Raw genomic sequence first — 13535 nt, 5'->3', positions numbered from 1 at the left:
TTAGTCTATTCATTTTCAATACTATTTTTCCCAAAAAAGAAAGGTGTTTTCCCAAATAGGAAAACACCTCTTACTTATTTCTTCTTATTTATAGCAATACTAACAATTACACCGAGGCAGACACCTACAAATGCCGGAACAATCCAACCTACACCTTCTGAATAAAACGGAAGCATTTTTAGTAGTGGTGTCCATTTATTCATCAGTACACTTTTGTTTAAAACATCAATCGCACTAAATGCCGCTACGAGCCCAATCGTTACCGAATATACGTATACATACTTCCCAATATACTTATGGAATAACCCTAAAATAATAAGCGTTAGTGCAACTGGATAAATAAATCCAAGAATCGGTACCGATACTTTTAAAATTTGCGTTAATCCTAAATTAGCTAAAACCATACTAACAAAACTTAATATAAATGCCCAAGCTTTATAAGATACTTTTGGAAATACACTTGCGAAAAATTGACTACACGACGTAACAAGTCCGATTGAAACGCATAGACAAGCGACAGTAAAAATAAGGCCTAATAAAACTAACCCACCTTGTCCAAATAATGTAGTCATAACTTGTGCTAACACTTTCGCACCGTTATCAAATGTACCCAATGAACCACTAATTGAACCAACATATCCAAGAATGACATAAATAATAGATAATAAAAGCCCTGCTCCAATACCAGCAATACTCATATATTTCGCTAAACCTTTATCATCCTCTACACCCTTTGCACGCAGAGCATTTGCAATAACAATCCCAAAGATTAAAGCCGCTAATGCATCCATCGTTAAATAACCATCTAAAAATCCTTGAAACATAGGAGCTTGTCCATAATTTCCTGTAGGCTCTTTCACACTGCCTACTGATGTAAACATACTTTTTATAAATATAATGGCAATCATACATAATAATAAAGGCGTTAACACCTTTCCAAACAAGCCCATTAATTTAGACGGTGATAAACTTAACCAGTAAACAATGCTAAAGAAAATAGCCGTGTACAATAACAAAACTACGCTACCCGCTTCTGGGAACAACTGACCTGGTCCCATTTCAAAAGCTAAACTTCCTGCACGTGGTATACCAAGACCAGGTCCAATAAATAAGTACACAATACATGGAAAAATAATTGCAAATGAAGAATGAACCCTGCCCGCTAACGTTTGAAAGCTCCCTGCTTTCGCAATAGCGATAACACCTAATATCGGAAGCCCTGTTGCTGACATAATAAAACCTAGCAATGCAATCCACACATGCTCTCCCGCTTCGTATCCAAGGAAAGGTGGGAATATAAGATTTCCCGCTCCAAAGAACATAGAGAATAACATAAGACTAATAAGCAAAATTTCTTTTTTCTGTAACAATTTCATTTCTTTCTCCTTCTTCAATTTCATCTCGCATGAGATCTATTCCACACGTAGGAAAAACGCGATAATCCGCTTCCTTACAAAGAAAACATAGTCCATAGTCTACCACAAAAGAAACACCCATTCTATATCTACTTCCCTTTTCCAATTTCTTCTGAAAAATCAACCTTTATTGACTTCCAATAGTTAATAAAGTAAAATATTAAATATACAAAACTATTAACTTTGTTTTTTGTTTGTGTCAGGAGGAAAAATCACATGGAATCAACGATACAACTTGAAAGAGAACAACAAAGAAAAAAGAAACATCCTCCAGGTTTGTACTTACTCTTCTTTACAGAGATGTGGGAAAGATTTAGTTACTATGGATTACGAGGATTATTAACATTATATTTAACAACAGCTTTAGTAAGCGGTGGTCTTGGGTTTAGTCCCGCATGGGCACTTTCCATTTACGGATTTTATACTGGAGCCTGTTACTTCACCCCATTAATTGGTGGATACTTAACAGACCGTTTCCTAGGTAAAAGGAAAGCCATCACAATTGGTGGTATAACGATGGCAATTGGTAACCTTACACTATTTGCCTTGCAAAACCAAGTCGGTCTATACCTCGGATTAGCGCTTATTATTATCGGTAACGGATTCTTTAAACCGAATATCTCTACACTTGTTGGAGAATTATACGAAGAAAATGATCCAAAGCGTGATAGTGCATTTACAATTTTCTATATGGGTATTAACGTTGGCTCGTTTTTAGCTCCACTCGTTTGCGGATTTTTATCAGAAAATTTATTCAAAACAACAGTAGATGGCGTTGTTCATTTCGGATTCCGTTACGGCTTCTTAGCCGCTTCAATCGGAATGATCATTGGACAAATTTTATTTACAACACTATCTAATCGCTTCCTTGGTGATATTGGTAAAAAACCAACCCGCGATTTACAAACAACAGATGGACAACCAACAGTAGGAAATACACCATTAACAAAAAAAGAAAAACAACATACAGCAGTTATCGTCATTTTAACGTGCTTCGTTGTCTTCTTCTGGGCTGGTTTTGAACAAGCTGGTAGTTCGTTAACATTATATACAAATAAATTCGTTGACCGCTCCGTATTCGGATGGGAAGTACCAACGTCTTGGTTCCAATCGGTCAATCCGTTATTTATTATTTTACTTGCACCAGCCATTTCAGCATTATGGGCGAAACTGGCAACTAGAAAAAATGGTGACATGAAAATCCCAACAAAAATGGGACTTGGTATGATCCTACTCGGTATCGGTTATATCATTCTTGTTATCGCTACATTAAAAACAGGTAGTGATGAACATAACATTACAGAAAAAGCAAACTTACTATTTATCGTCTTTACGTATCTTTTCCATACGTTAGGTGAGTTATTCTTATCACCTGTTGGACTATCAATGGTTAGCGCACTTGCTCCAGTAAAACTTGCTTCTTTATTAATGGGAGTATGGCTAGCAAGCTCAGGAATCGCCAACATTATAGGCGGACAGCTTGCAAGCTTCACAACTTCACTTGGATATGCTGAAGTATTTACAGTAATCGGAGCTGCAGCAATTATTTTAGGTTGTGTTTTATTATTAATTTCTAAGAAATTAGTGAAATGGATGGATTAAAAAAGATGAGGAAAAATTCCTCATCTTTTTTTTATGCTTTTTTACCTTTTTCTATTGCTTGTTCATACAGATTTTTGTGCTCTTTATATTCACTTGGCACGAAGTTTTTATAGAAAAATGAAAGCCAGCTATCTCCTTTTTTATATCCTTCTTCTCGGATTTCTGCTGCCTTTTTATTTGATTTAAATCCTTCCGTAAACCATTTCTTTAATGATTCGTGTTTTTCATACTTAGCAGGAACTTTCAAATCATAATTTTCAAATGCATATGTATATCCAGCTTTTTTCGCCATTTTTTGAGCAAACTTATATCCTGTTTCATACGCGGTTTCATATGCTTTCACATATGTATCCTTTTCAGTATTTCCAGGTTTCTTTTCAGCTAATTCTTTACCAGCCTTTTCACCAAGTTCCGCTTGTTCTTTTTCAATCTTTTCGGTTCTCTCTTTATTACCTACTTGGAAACCTTCTGCAAAGTTCACCTTAAACTCAGGAGTAATTTGACTATCGTCCATTGCTTCTTGTGCTAACCCTTGCTCTTTACCTTTTTCAAAATGCGCTTTTTTCTGTTCTTCTAAAGACCATGCTACAGCATAAGCAGTTGTAAACGCTTGTTTATATGCATCTGGTTTTCCAGCTACATGTCCTTCTGCATTATTCTTTCCTGCTTTAAAATCTGTCTCTCCGTTTTTTTGCCCTTCAGCTTGTCCCTTTTCAGCCTCAGCTTTACGCTTCGCTTCCTCTGCCTTACGTGCTTCTTCTGCTTTGCGTTGTTCTTCTGCAACACGCTGTCTCTCTTCCTCTACTTTACGCTGTGCTTCTGCAGCGCGCTGTCTCTCTTCCTCTGCTTTACGCTGTGCTTCTGCAGCACGTTGTTTTTCTGCCTCCGCATTGCGCTGCGCTTCTGCTTGTCTTTCAGCTTCTACAGCACCATTATTATTTTGGCTAGGAGCTGGACTCGTTGCACCACTACTAGAAGCTGGTTTATTGTGATAATGATATTCCCCGTACTGCAATCCCCATTTCTCACAATTTGTACGGCACGTATGTCCACCATTAGCATCTGTACGTCCTGGATGTGCATAAGCAGAAATTGGCGCTACCAATAACGCTACACTTGTTGTTAAGAGAAGTTTTTTTACTTGCTGTTTCACTTTTGTTCCTCCCAAAATCTAGAATCATTACTTTATTATACAAAAATAGAAAAATACTTAAATACCAACTAAAATATTCTTTTATTTCTCAATGTTGGATAAAAAAAGAAGGTTCACTCTTTAAAGAGTGAACCTTCTTTTTTCTTTATTTCTTAGCCTTTGTTCCTACTAGATCACCCGTAATAACAAAACGCTTAGAATTATCCTTAACAGATACACATGTAATAAGTGTTATCTCATCTTTCCCATGATCCTCTACAACTTCCCATTTATCAGGAGTCACTTCAGATACACCAGTAACAGTATACTCATACTCATTTGCATTGTCATACAAATAAATTTTATCGCCTTTTTTCAAAGATGCTATATCACTAAATAAAACACCTTTTTTAGACATGTTATGCCCTGCTAGTGCGTAATTCCCTTTTCCCATTACTTGATTTTCTTTTACTGTCGCTGCACCTGATAACAGGTTTTTCTCAGTAGAAGATTTTAAAACAGGAATTTCTAATGAAACACTTGGAATCGAAATACGACCGATTACTTGTTTTTTATCTAACGATGCATTCGCTACTTCTGCCAAGTCTGGTTGATTAATTTTTGAAGCATCTACAAATTCTGTCTCATGCTTTTCATAATCCATCTTTTGAACAGCTTGCACATTTTCAGTCTGTTTCTTTTCAGCCTTATATCCATCATAAAATGGCTTTCCAATTAAAAACCCACCTACAACAAATAGAAGGATTGCTATTATACTATAAATTCTTTGCTTATTCATATACAATTCCTTTCCGTTACAAAATCTTACTCTATATAAAATGATAAGACAATATTGCTATATGTACAAGTGTAAGCTAAAAAAGAAACCTTCTTGCATCAGCAAGAAGGTTTCTTTTTTAGACTAATTTATTTCTGTACAGGGCTACGTAAAAGACTGTCATTTGAATAAAAAGCATGAAAAATAAAATATATAATGGATATCCAGGAATATATAAATTAGCTACAGGAGAAAGTGTTAAAAATCCAATAGCAATAACTATTCCATACCAGAATGAAACAAATGTTGTCCGGCATGCCTTTTGTGTAATTGCTTTTTCCCGCTCGTCTTCTTGTGGAAATAATAACGGGTACATCCAATAAGAAAGAGCTTTATGTTTCTTCTTTTGAACTTTATAAAAAAACGTCGTTATAATAGCTACAATTATTAACAATCCTAATGGTATCATATTGATTGTTACTTCAAACGGTAATTTCTCAGTTTCAATAATATTTGCTAGCTCTATCGAAGCATAATAGAGCTCAATAAACGCCCAAAAAGCTATCACAAATCTCAGCACATTTACGATATAAGAAACCCCAATTCTATTCATCCTCTTCCCCCTCCTTATTTAAAACAAACACATCTTCCATCTTTAACTCGAATACATCACAAATCGTCAATGCTAGTAACAATGAAGGAACGTAATCCCCTTTTTCAATTGCAGCGATCGTTTGTCTCGTCACCCCAACCTTTTCTGCTAATACACTTTGCGAAAAATTAAAGCGAGCTCTTAATTCCTTCACCCTGTTTAAAATGGTCATTTTTACCACCTCTTACCATTATTGTATGCTACTCTTAACAAAATGTAAACTCAACTTAACATTATTTTTACAAAAAAATCCAACTTTACGTATTGTAAAGTTGGATTACGTTTTAGTTTAAAATTGTAACTTTAACACTTCTTCTGCCCCAATTATTAGCTGTAGCTGAATCTGGCATTAATAAATCAATTATATGACCTTTAATCGCACTACCAGTATCTCCAGCAATCGCCGTACCGTAATTTTCCACATATACAGTAGAACCTAATGGAATCACAGCTGGATCTACAGCAATTAGTTTCATGTTTGGATTTGCAGTCAAATTATGTCCTAACTTAGACTTTACAATTTCACCCGGTTTATAGCCATTTTCAGATGGATCAGCTGTATAAGCAGTTGCTGTTACATAAAATTCTTTTCCACCTTGAGCTGGTTTTGGATCCGGCTTAGCTGGTGTTGTATCTTTAGCTACAGGCTCTGCCGGCTTAGCTGCCTGTTCTTCTTTTTGCTTAGCTGCTGCTGCCTTCGCTTTTGCCAACTCTTCTTGCTCAGCCTTTGCAGCTGCTTCAGCTTTTGCGCGCTCTTCTGCTGCAATTCTTGCTGCTTCTTGTTCACGAGCAATTGTTTCTTGTACTGCTTTCATATTTGCCTCAACTTTTGCTTTCTCTTCCGCTGCTAAATTAAGTTGGCTTGCAATCTGATTATATTTAGTTTGAACCGTTTGTAAGTTATCTTGACGTTTTTTCAAGTTATCTTGCAAATCTGCTTGTGCTTTTGCTAATTTTTGCTTATCTACTACTAAAGATGCTTCTTTTTCGTCAATTGCTTTTTTATCTTCTTCAATTTGACGAAGATCTTGTTCTTGTAGACGTAAAATTTCTTTATCTGCTTCTAGAATAGTAGTAACTGCGTTCATACGTTGTATGAAATCTGCAAAGTTTTTTGATTCTACAACAACTTCTACTACTAAACTCGTATTTGAGCTATTTTGAACAGAAACCATACGTTTTTTCATAATATCCTTACGAGCAAGGACTTTATCTTCTAAAACGATAATATCTGCTTTTTTTTGTTCAATCTGCTTATGTGTTTCATCGATTTTATGTTGAATAGCAGCTTGATCCTCTTTATTTTTTGCAATTGTATTATTTAAATTATGTAGTTCATTTTCGATACCTTGAATTTCTTTACTAACAGCTTGCTTCTCTTGCTCTTTCTTCTGCATATCTGCATCGTTTTGCTGCAATTGCTGTTGCATGTTGTTAAGTTTCTCGTCGTTTGACTCTGCTTTTACAGCGACTGTACTAGAAAGAACGATAATTCCTGCTACTACTAGACTACTGATTCGCTTAAAATAGTTCATAATCCGACTCCCTTCTTATACAGTTATACATGATTTATTTTACAGTTTGTTTACAGAACCATTAAATACAGTTTATTTTTCATGACAAAAAAAAGGGAATTATGAATAAAATGTAATAGATTCTTAAATATTTAACAATTCCTATATTTAAAAATTATAAAAGATGCTAAAATCCAAATATAGAGAAAATATAACTTCTAAAGGCGGTTGAGATAAATACATGTTTACTCAAAAGAAAGCACTCCAACATAAAATTGATCAATTAGAAAATCGTATACAAGAGCTAGAAACAGAATTAAAACAAAAAGATATTGAAAACCAAGAGACTATTTCTTCTATCCACGACCGTGTACAAAGCGTTGTTCAAGAGCATCAACTTGTAAATAACCAGCACCATACACTCCAAAATTTAATTCAACAATTAAACTCATGTTTTGAAAATGTTTCAACACGTACGACACATTCCAATGAATTAAATAGTGAAATGTTACAAAAAGAACAAAGCTTAATTCAGTCTATTGAAGAAATTATCGATTGCTCTAATGAAGGAAAAGAATCTGTTCACCGTTTACTCATTGTAATTAATAAATTAGGTGAACAATCTCAGCGCACGTCTAATAGTATGAATCATTTAAGTGAACGCTCAAAAGAAATCGAGCAAATTGTAGAAGTAATTCAAAACATTGCTGCGCAAACAAATTTATTAGCGTTAAATGCAAGTATTGAAGCTGCACGTGCTGGAGAGCATGGAAAAGGATTCGCTGTTGTTGCCAATGAAGTAAGAAAACTAGCAGAAAGCACAGCGGAGAGTACAAAAAACATTGGCAATTTAACGAAAAAAATCCAAGAGGAAATTGAAAAAGCGTACGAAAATACAAAAGATAATTTACATTTAGTTGATGAAGGTGTAGAAATGAGCGCCGATACTAACGCTAGAATTGAAAATATTTTAATAATGATTCAAACATTACAAAGTGGCGCTACAAATGTTATTAAAGCTATCGAAAACCAAAAATCTTGTAATGATGATATATTACGAGAATTTGCAAATACACAGCAAATGTTCCAAAAATTAAATACTACTATTATGAATCACATTTATGATGCTGAAAAAGTCGATGTTCAATTAACTAAAAGTCTTCAAGAAACAGTAGCTTCTCATTAATAATAAAAATCCCTTATACCGGTATAAGGGATTTTTATTATATTTCGAATATTTATTTCTTCTCAATATTCATCCTCTCTTTTGCTATAATGGAAAAGTTGTTTCTTTCGACTAATAAACAAGGAGGTTATTATGGAACAATTTTACTACATTTTAAAATATTTAATTCTTGGTCTGTTCCAAGGGCTAACAGAGCCAATTCCGATTTCTTCAAGCGGTCACCTCGTTTTAGCACAGCATTTGCTAGGACTAAAAATAGAAGGGTTTAGCTTCGAACTACTTGTTAATTCAGCTTCATTATTAGCTGTATTACTTATTTATAGAAATGATTTAATTCGTCTAACGAAGAATGGTCTATCTTATATATTTACAAGAGCAGAAGATGCAAAATCAGATTTCTTCTTTATTATTTACCTTGTTATTGCAACTATTCCAGCAGGTGTAATTGGAGTTTTATTTAAAGATTATATCGACCACTATTTAAAAGGTGTGAAAATGGTTGGGATTTCCCTTCTTATTACTGCTATCGGCCTTTGGATTATTCGAAACTTACGTGGACGTAAAAATGATGGCGACCTTTCTATGAAAGATGCAATCATTATTGGTCTAGCACAAGCTTGCGCACTAATTCCTGGTATAAGCCGATCAGGTGCTACAATCGTAGCAGCAATGTTACTTGGTATGAAGCAAGAAACAGCTCTTCGCTTCTCATTCTTACTATACATTCCTGTTAGCTTAGGTGGTTTATTGTTAAGTATTACAGACATTGCAAACGATCCAAATTTAGATACATTATTTGTACCTTATATCGTTGCTTTCATCGCAACATTTGTCATGACATATATTTCATTAAAATGGTTTATGAACATTATGGCAAAAGGAAATTTAAAATATTTCTCTTTCTACTGTATTATCGTAGGTGTGCTAACTATCATTTTCTTATAAAGTGAAACTTTAATCAGTGGGGGTTTTGTTCATCCCCCACTGATTATTAGCCCGCACCAATCGGGCGTTTACGGGCAGCAGGGCTCCCACCTAACTTCTTTGCTCCAACTGAAATTTTGAGGTGGGAGTTTTACTGCCCACAAATAGCGGGATAAAAAACCTCTTACTGCCCTCATACAGTAAGGGGTTTTTCCTTATGCATAAACTTTCTTTTCCTGACAATACAAGCGAATAACATGTGTATTTTTTTGAAATAAATCATGTGTTAAGCGAATAATAATAAAATTTCGTTTTGTATTATCATCATGAACAAAAATCTGTTCCCCCTCCTGAAAACGCCATGTGCTTTCAAAAGTTGTAATATGATCCCCGCTTACCGAAAAAAGCTCATATTGCATATCATGTACCCTCTTTCAACTTGCATAATCATAATATCTTTATATTAAACTTATTATAACTTAATCTATTTAAAATTTGTAATTTTTTCTATTTCGAGCTATTTCAACTTTGTTTTAAATTCTTTTAAGCGCTATAATGATAAACGAAATTTCATTGAAAGGAGCTTCATTTTGACTGCATATTTATTTCCAGTAAAAACAGCTTTTATTTTATTTCCTATTTTAGCAATGTTTCTATTAATTCCTTTTTTAATATTTAATTATCGAAAATACGGTTATTTAAATAAATGGCGCTCATTTATTTTATACTCATTATTACTTTACTTATTAAATGCCTATTTTCTTGTTATTTTGCCGTTACCACAAACGTATGATACTTGTAGCCTACAACCCGCTAATACACAGCATATGCAACTCTCACCATTTTATTTCATACAAGAGATTAGTAACCATACATCGGCAATTTTAACGAAACCAACTACTTATTTCTTGTTATTAAAAGAATCTGCATTTTTACAAGTTGCTTTTAACGTTCTATTAACCGTTCCATTCGGTATTTACTTACGTTATTATTTCCGACGTAGTTTCTTACAGACTATTTGTATTTCTTTTTGTCTTTCACTATTTTTCGAGCTAACACAGGTGACTGGATTATATGGTATATATAATTGTGCCTATCGCCTATTCGATATAGACGATTTGTTTTTAAATACATTAGGAGGAATCATTGGTTTTATTATCGCACCAATATTTACGTACTTCCTTCCGAAAGCGAGCGAGTTAGATAGTCATATTGATTTAGAAACGAAACCAGTTGGATTCGTTCGTCGTCTCATTGCTATGCAAATTGATTGGATTTTCTTATCTATCGTTGTACCTTTTATTAAAAACAAAGGGAACTCACTATTTATTTCTAACATCCAATCTTATACAAATGTATACGAACTCCTTTTCATTGCATGTTCAATCTTAATTTACTTTATTATCATTCCATACTTTACGAACGGAAAAACAATTGGGAAAGCATTGCTTCGTATTTACGTTAAAGGAAAATCCGAACATATTACAATGAAGGAATTATTCATTCGTTACGGTATATTCTACTTTATTTTAGGTGGAATCAATTACATTCTTTCTAGTAGCTCTATTTTAAATCATACAGAGCCTTTAGTATTACTGGTTATATTGTTATTCCAATTCGTAATTAACGGGCTATTTATTATTCATGTTTTATTACATGTATTTAGCAGTGATAAATTACTATTTTACGAGCGTATTAGTCATACAAGAAATGCAATTACACTTAAAAAGGCTGACAAATAATAATTTGTCAGCTTTTTTTCATACTCGTAAATAACTTTTCTGTATAAGGGCTTAAAAACATTCCTGTTTCATCTAGTGACTTCCTCATTTTTAGAAACGAATGCAATTCTGGATATATATTTTGTAATTTTTCGTACGTTAACGTATGCATTTTCCCCCAATGTGGGCGCCCTTCATACTTTAGAAAAATTTTCTCCACTTCACCAAAATAAGCGGCATATTTCATACCTTTATACATATGAACAGCAATATACGCTGAATCTCTTCCGTACGCTGGACTGAGCCATATATCATCCTCTCTCACGTAGCGGCATTCAATCGGGAAGTGTACCTTATACTTTTTCTTTTCAATAAGATTTGAAATCTCTTCTACAACAGTCCTCATATACTTTGAAGGGACACTGTACTCCATTTCATAAAATGGAACTGTACGTGATGTAGCGAACACTTCATAGCTTGGTCCAATTATTTTTGTGTTTGGTACAGCCTTAGCTGATAATCGACTTACTCCTTTACTTATAGAAGGAAACCATTTACACCCTTTAGATAACAAAGAGAACATCCTATTTTCAAGTAACTCCACCTTTAGTTTATGCCATTTCAAATCACTTTCTTTACTCCTTGTTTCGTTTGTAAATTTCACTTGCACTTCATCTGAATAAGGAAAAACGAAAAATTCAAAATGACGATTCTTCTTATATTCTTCTAGCTTGTTCATTACAGTAGTTAATGACTGTTTTTCGCTTTCATAAACGAGAGAATACGCTGGGATAACCTTCAATTTTATCTTTACAATAATACCTAGCATTCCAAGCGACAACTGAAATGCTTTCCAATATTCGGCGTTTTCGGTTTCTGAACAAACTATACTCTCACCTGTTGATAAAACTGCAGTGATCTCTATAACTTGTGTTGATAAACTCCCAAATGTAACACCCGTCCCATGAGTTCCCGTACTAATCGCTCCCGCAATAGATTGTGAATCAATATCCCCTAAATTTTCTTGCGCACAACCTTTTTCCTGAAGTAACTTCCCTAAATCATGTAACTTTGTTCCCGCCCACACTTCAACAGTCATCTTCTCTGCATCAATATTCCCAATACCCTTCAATTCATCTAAAGAAACTAAAATTTCTTCCGTTTGCACGAGAGGTGTAAAAGAATGCCCTGAACCGACAACACGAATTTTCTTTCCTTTTTTTCGTGCAAGCCCCACAACTTCTACTACATCTTGTATACTTTTTGGATACATCGTATAATGCGGTGTTCCTTCTACATTCCCTGTCCAATTTCTCCATTTTTGTCCCTTTATAGAAAGCATTGTCCATCCCCCCGATATGTTGAATACTCTCCAACAATTTCCCCTTGTTTAATGCGATACAAAACAGGAAAACGCTCACATAACTCTCCAGCTTTACTATGACGAAACAAGATAGAATCTCCTATATCCACTCGTTCCTCACCGTTATAAAAAATTGGCGTTTGCACTTCACCAGCACCTTCTAAAGCTAATAGTTTTGCACCACCCGGTCGCCAAACCACAGGCTCTTTATCTTTACCAACTGCACCTGAGGCAATATATCCGCCGCCTAGGCAAGTATAAATAAACGGAGCCGGTTTACGTACAACTGGTAAAGCAAATCCAACGGCTGGCTGAAATTTTACTTCTTTATAATAATCAAACAGTTTAGGAGAGTAAAAGGCGGATCCTACAGTAATCTCCGTAACTGAGTTATCTTGCTCAGTTGTTTTTATACTTCCTGTTCCTCCCCCATTTACAAATCTTAGTTCAATACCAAGGTTTTGTAGTTCTTTTACGATACGTCCTCTTCTTTCTTTAACCTCTAACACTGATTTCTTCTTTAAATACGAAACCACTTTACTTTTCATCCATTGATTCGGTATATGATCCCCCACCCCGGCAATTTGAGCTTCATATCCCATTACACCATCTAGTATTAAATATGATGAGCCCTTCACCTTTTCTACTATTTTCAAAGCGCTCTGCACATCTTTTACTGGGGATCTTTTTACACCAAAATGAAATTGAAAAAAACGGCTACTCATATCAATATCCAAACAAACGCGAAAACACCCTTTAGACTTCTCAGCAATTTTTTCTAAATAAACAATATGGTCTTCACAATCCACCATACAAGTTATAATGTGCCCTTGCTTTGTTAGCAAACTAATTTCATATAAAGCTCTTTCATCATAAGCAGGATATCCGAGCAATAAATCATTAAATCCTTGTTCAATTAAAAACAAAGCTTCTCTAGGGGAAAAACACATAATACCTTGAAAGCGATTATTTGCAGCTAAAATCTTTTTCATAATTGGAACAGAGCGTAATGATTTACTCGCTATGCGAATCTTCTTATCTCCACTTAACTCTATAATCGATTGAATATTCCTCTCTAAAGCCACTTCATCTAAAAATGCACACGGTAATGGAACTTCCTTAAAAATTCCTCTATCCACATTTTTCTCTCCTCTTCTATATATGTCTTATACATATTGGAAAGAAAGAATGATTTTCCTGTTTTCAAATAAAAAAAGTTTCTTCTTTACGAAGAAACTTTTTTAGGCT

At 34.5% G+C, this 13535-nt stretch carries 12 protein-coding genes and 1 pseudogene; 4 read left to right on the top strand and 9 right to left on the bottom strand.

What is annotated here, in order from left to right; translation table 11 throughout:
- Positions 1 to 74 precede the first annotated feature (74 nt).
- Positions 75 to 1376 (bottom strand): branched-chain amino acid transport system II carrier protein BrnQ1, encoded by a 1302-nt coding sequence (brnQ1, locus tag JTF23_RS11285; protein ID WP_234813895.1) that lies wholly within the window; start codon positions 1374 to 1376, stop codon positions 75 to 77.
- Between the two features lie 255 nt (positions 1377 to 1631).
- Between brnQ1 and JTF23_RS11280 the strand changes: the two genes are divergently transcribed.
- Positions 1632 to 3017, top strand: a complete 1386-nt coding sequence (locus tag JTF23_RS11280; RefSeq protein ID WP_204208774.1) for a peptide MFS transporter — start codon at positions 1632 to 1634, stop codon at positions 3015 to 3017.
- Between the two features lie 31 nt (positions 3018 to 3048).
- On the opposite strand, the gene JTF23_RS11275 is transcribed toward JTF23_RS11280, so the two are convergent.
- The 5 genes from JTF23_RS11275 to JTF23_RS11255 form a co-directional block, all read right to left on the bottom strand.
- Complete coding sequence (locus tag JTF23_RS11275) at positions 3049 to 4170, bottom strand: YHYH domain-containing protein (RefSeq protein WP_204208773.1); 1122 nt, start codon at positions 4168 to 4170, stop codon at positions 3049 to 3051.
- Between the two features lie 145 nt (positions 4171 to 4315).
- Entirely contained in the window at positions 4316 to 4948 is a 633-nt protein-coding gene (locus JTF23_RS11270) for a class A sortase (protein WP_204208772.1), read from the bottom strand.
- Positions 4949 to 5066: 118 nt separating this feature from the next.
- Positions 5067 to 5540, bottom strand: a complete 474-nt coding sequence (locus JTF23_RS11265; protein WP_204208771.1) for a DUF2178 domain-containing protein — start codon at positions 5538 to 5540, stop codon at positions 5067 to 5069.
- A complete protein-coding gene (locus JTF23_RS11260) occupies positions 5533 to 5751 on the bottom strand; it encodes a helix-turn-helix transcriptional regulator (protein ID WP_000154009.1) in 219 nt (72 codons plus the stop codon). Before JTF23_RS11260 ends, JTF23_RS11265 begins: the two co-directional genes overlap by 8 nt.
- 112 nt (positions 5752 to 5863) lie before the next feature.
- A complete protein-coding gene (locus JTF23_RS11255; RefSeq protein ID WP_204208770.1) occupies positions 5864 to 7114 on the bottom strand; it encodes a 3D domain-containing protein in 1251 nt (416 codons plus the stop codon).
- A 646-nt stretch (positions 7115 to 7760) separates the two neighbouring features.
- On the opposite strand from JTF23_RS11255, the pseudogene JTF23_RS28315 reads away from it, so the two are divergent.
- Both JTF23_RS28315 and JTF23_RS11245 read left to right on the top strand, forming a co-directional pair.
- Positions 7761 to 8279 (top strand): annotated as a pseudogene (locus JTF23_RS28315) (methyl-accepting chemotaxis protein); the annotation flags it as partial.
- 132 nt (positions 8280 to 8411) lie between these two features.
- Positions 8412 to 9224, top strand: a complete 813-nt coding sequence (locus JTF23_RS11245; RefSeq protein ID WP_002010553.1) for an undecaprenyl-diphosphate phosphatase — start codon at positions 8412 to 8414, stop codon at positions 9222 to 9224.
- A gap of 194 nt (positions 9225 to 9418) precedes the next feature.
- On the opposite strand, the gene JTF23_RS11240 is transcribed toward JTF23_RS11245, so the two are convergent.
- Complete coding sequence (locus JTF23_RS11240; RefSeq protein ID WP_002010557.1) at positions 9419 to 9622, bottom strand: hypothetical protein; 204 nt, start codon at positions 9620 to 9622, stop codon at positions 9419 to 9421.
- A gap of 171 nt (positions 9623 to 9793) precedes the next feature.
- Here JTF23_RS11240 and JTF23_RS11235 point away from each other — a divergent pair, with 171 nt between their 5' ends.
- The gene (locus JTF23_RS11235; RefSeq protein WP_078173817.1) at positions 9794 to 10945 is read left to right on the top strand and encodes a VanZ family protein; all 1152 of its coding nucleotides are present in this window, start codon (positions 9794 to 9796) and stop codon (positions 10943 to 10945) included.
- Positions 10946 to 10952: 7 nt separating this feature from the next.
- Here JTF23_RS11235 and JTF23_RS11230 read toward each other — a convergent pair whose 3' ends face one another.
- Together JTF23_RS11230 and JTF23_RS11225 are read right to left on the bottom strand one after the other, a co-directional pair.
- A complete protein-coding gene (locus tag JTF23_RS11230) occupies positions 10953 to 12266 on the bottom strand; it encodes a D-arabinono-1,4-lactone oxidase (RefSeq protein WP_204208768.1) in 1314 nt (437 codons plus the stop codon).
- Positions 12254 to 13426 (bottom strand): amino acid deaminase/aldolase, encoded by a 1173-nt coding sequence (locus JTF23_RS11225; RefSeq protein ID WP_204208767.1) that lies wholly within the window; start codon positions 13424 to 13426, stop codon positions 12254 to 12256. Before JTF23_RS11225 ends, JTF23_RS11230 begins: the two co-directional genes overlap by 13 nt.
- Positions 13427 to 13535 lie beyond the last annotated feature (109 nt).

Origin of the sequence: Bacillus sp. RIT 809 (genome assembly GCF_016892495.1) — a bacterium.
GTDB classification, from domain to species: Bacteria; Bacillota; Bacilli; order Bacillales; family Bacillaceae_G; genus Bacillus_A; species Bacillus_A cereus_U.
The sequence above is the reverse complement of the archived record's forward strand: the minus strand, read 5'-3'. Positions and strand labels throughout refer to the sequence as shown.

Bases quoted from the DNA above. Each gene is read 5' to 3' on its own strand.
- JTF23_RS11270 (WP_204208772.1), bottom strand. From the start codon at position 4,948: ATGAATAAGCAAAGAATTTATAGTATAATAGCAATCCTTCTATTTGTT.
- JTF23_RS11255 (WP_204208770.1), bottom strand. From the start codon at position 7,114: ATGAACTATTTTAAGCGAATCAGTAGTCTAGTAGTAGCAGGAATTATC.
- JTF23_RS11265 (WP_204208771.1), bottom strand. From the start codon at position 5,540: ATGAATAGAATTGGGGTTTCTTATATCGTAAATGTGCTGAGATTTGTG.
- JTF23_RS11260 (WP_000154009.1), bottom strand. From the start codon at position 5,751: ATGACCATTTTAAACAGGGTGAAGGAATTAAGAGCTCGCTTTAATTTT.
- brnQ1 (WP_234813895.1), bottom strand. From the start codon at position 1,376: ATGAAATTGTTACAGAAAAAAGAAATTTTGCTTATTAGTCTTATGTTA.
- JTF23_RS11230 (WP_204208768.1), bottom strand. From the start codon at position 12,266: ATGCTTTCTATAAAGGGACAAAAATGGAGAAATTGGACAGGGAATGTA.
- JTF23_RS11280 (WP_204208774.1), top strand. From the start codon at position 1,632: ATGGAATCAACGATACAACTTGAAAGAGAACAACAAAGAAAAAAGAAA.
- JTF23_RS11240 (WP_002010557.1), bottom strand. From the start codon at position 9,622: ATGCAATATGAGCTTTTTTCGGTAAGCGGGGATCATATTACAACTTTT.
- JTF23_RS11245 (WP_002010553.1), top strand. From the start codon at position 8,412: ATGGAACAATTTTACTACATTTTAAAATATTTAATTCTTGGTCTGTTC.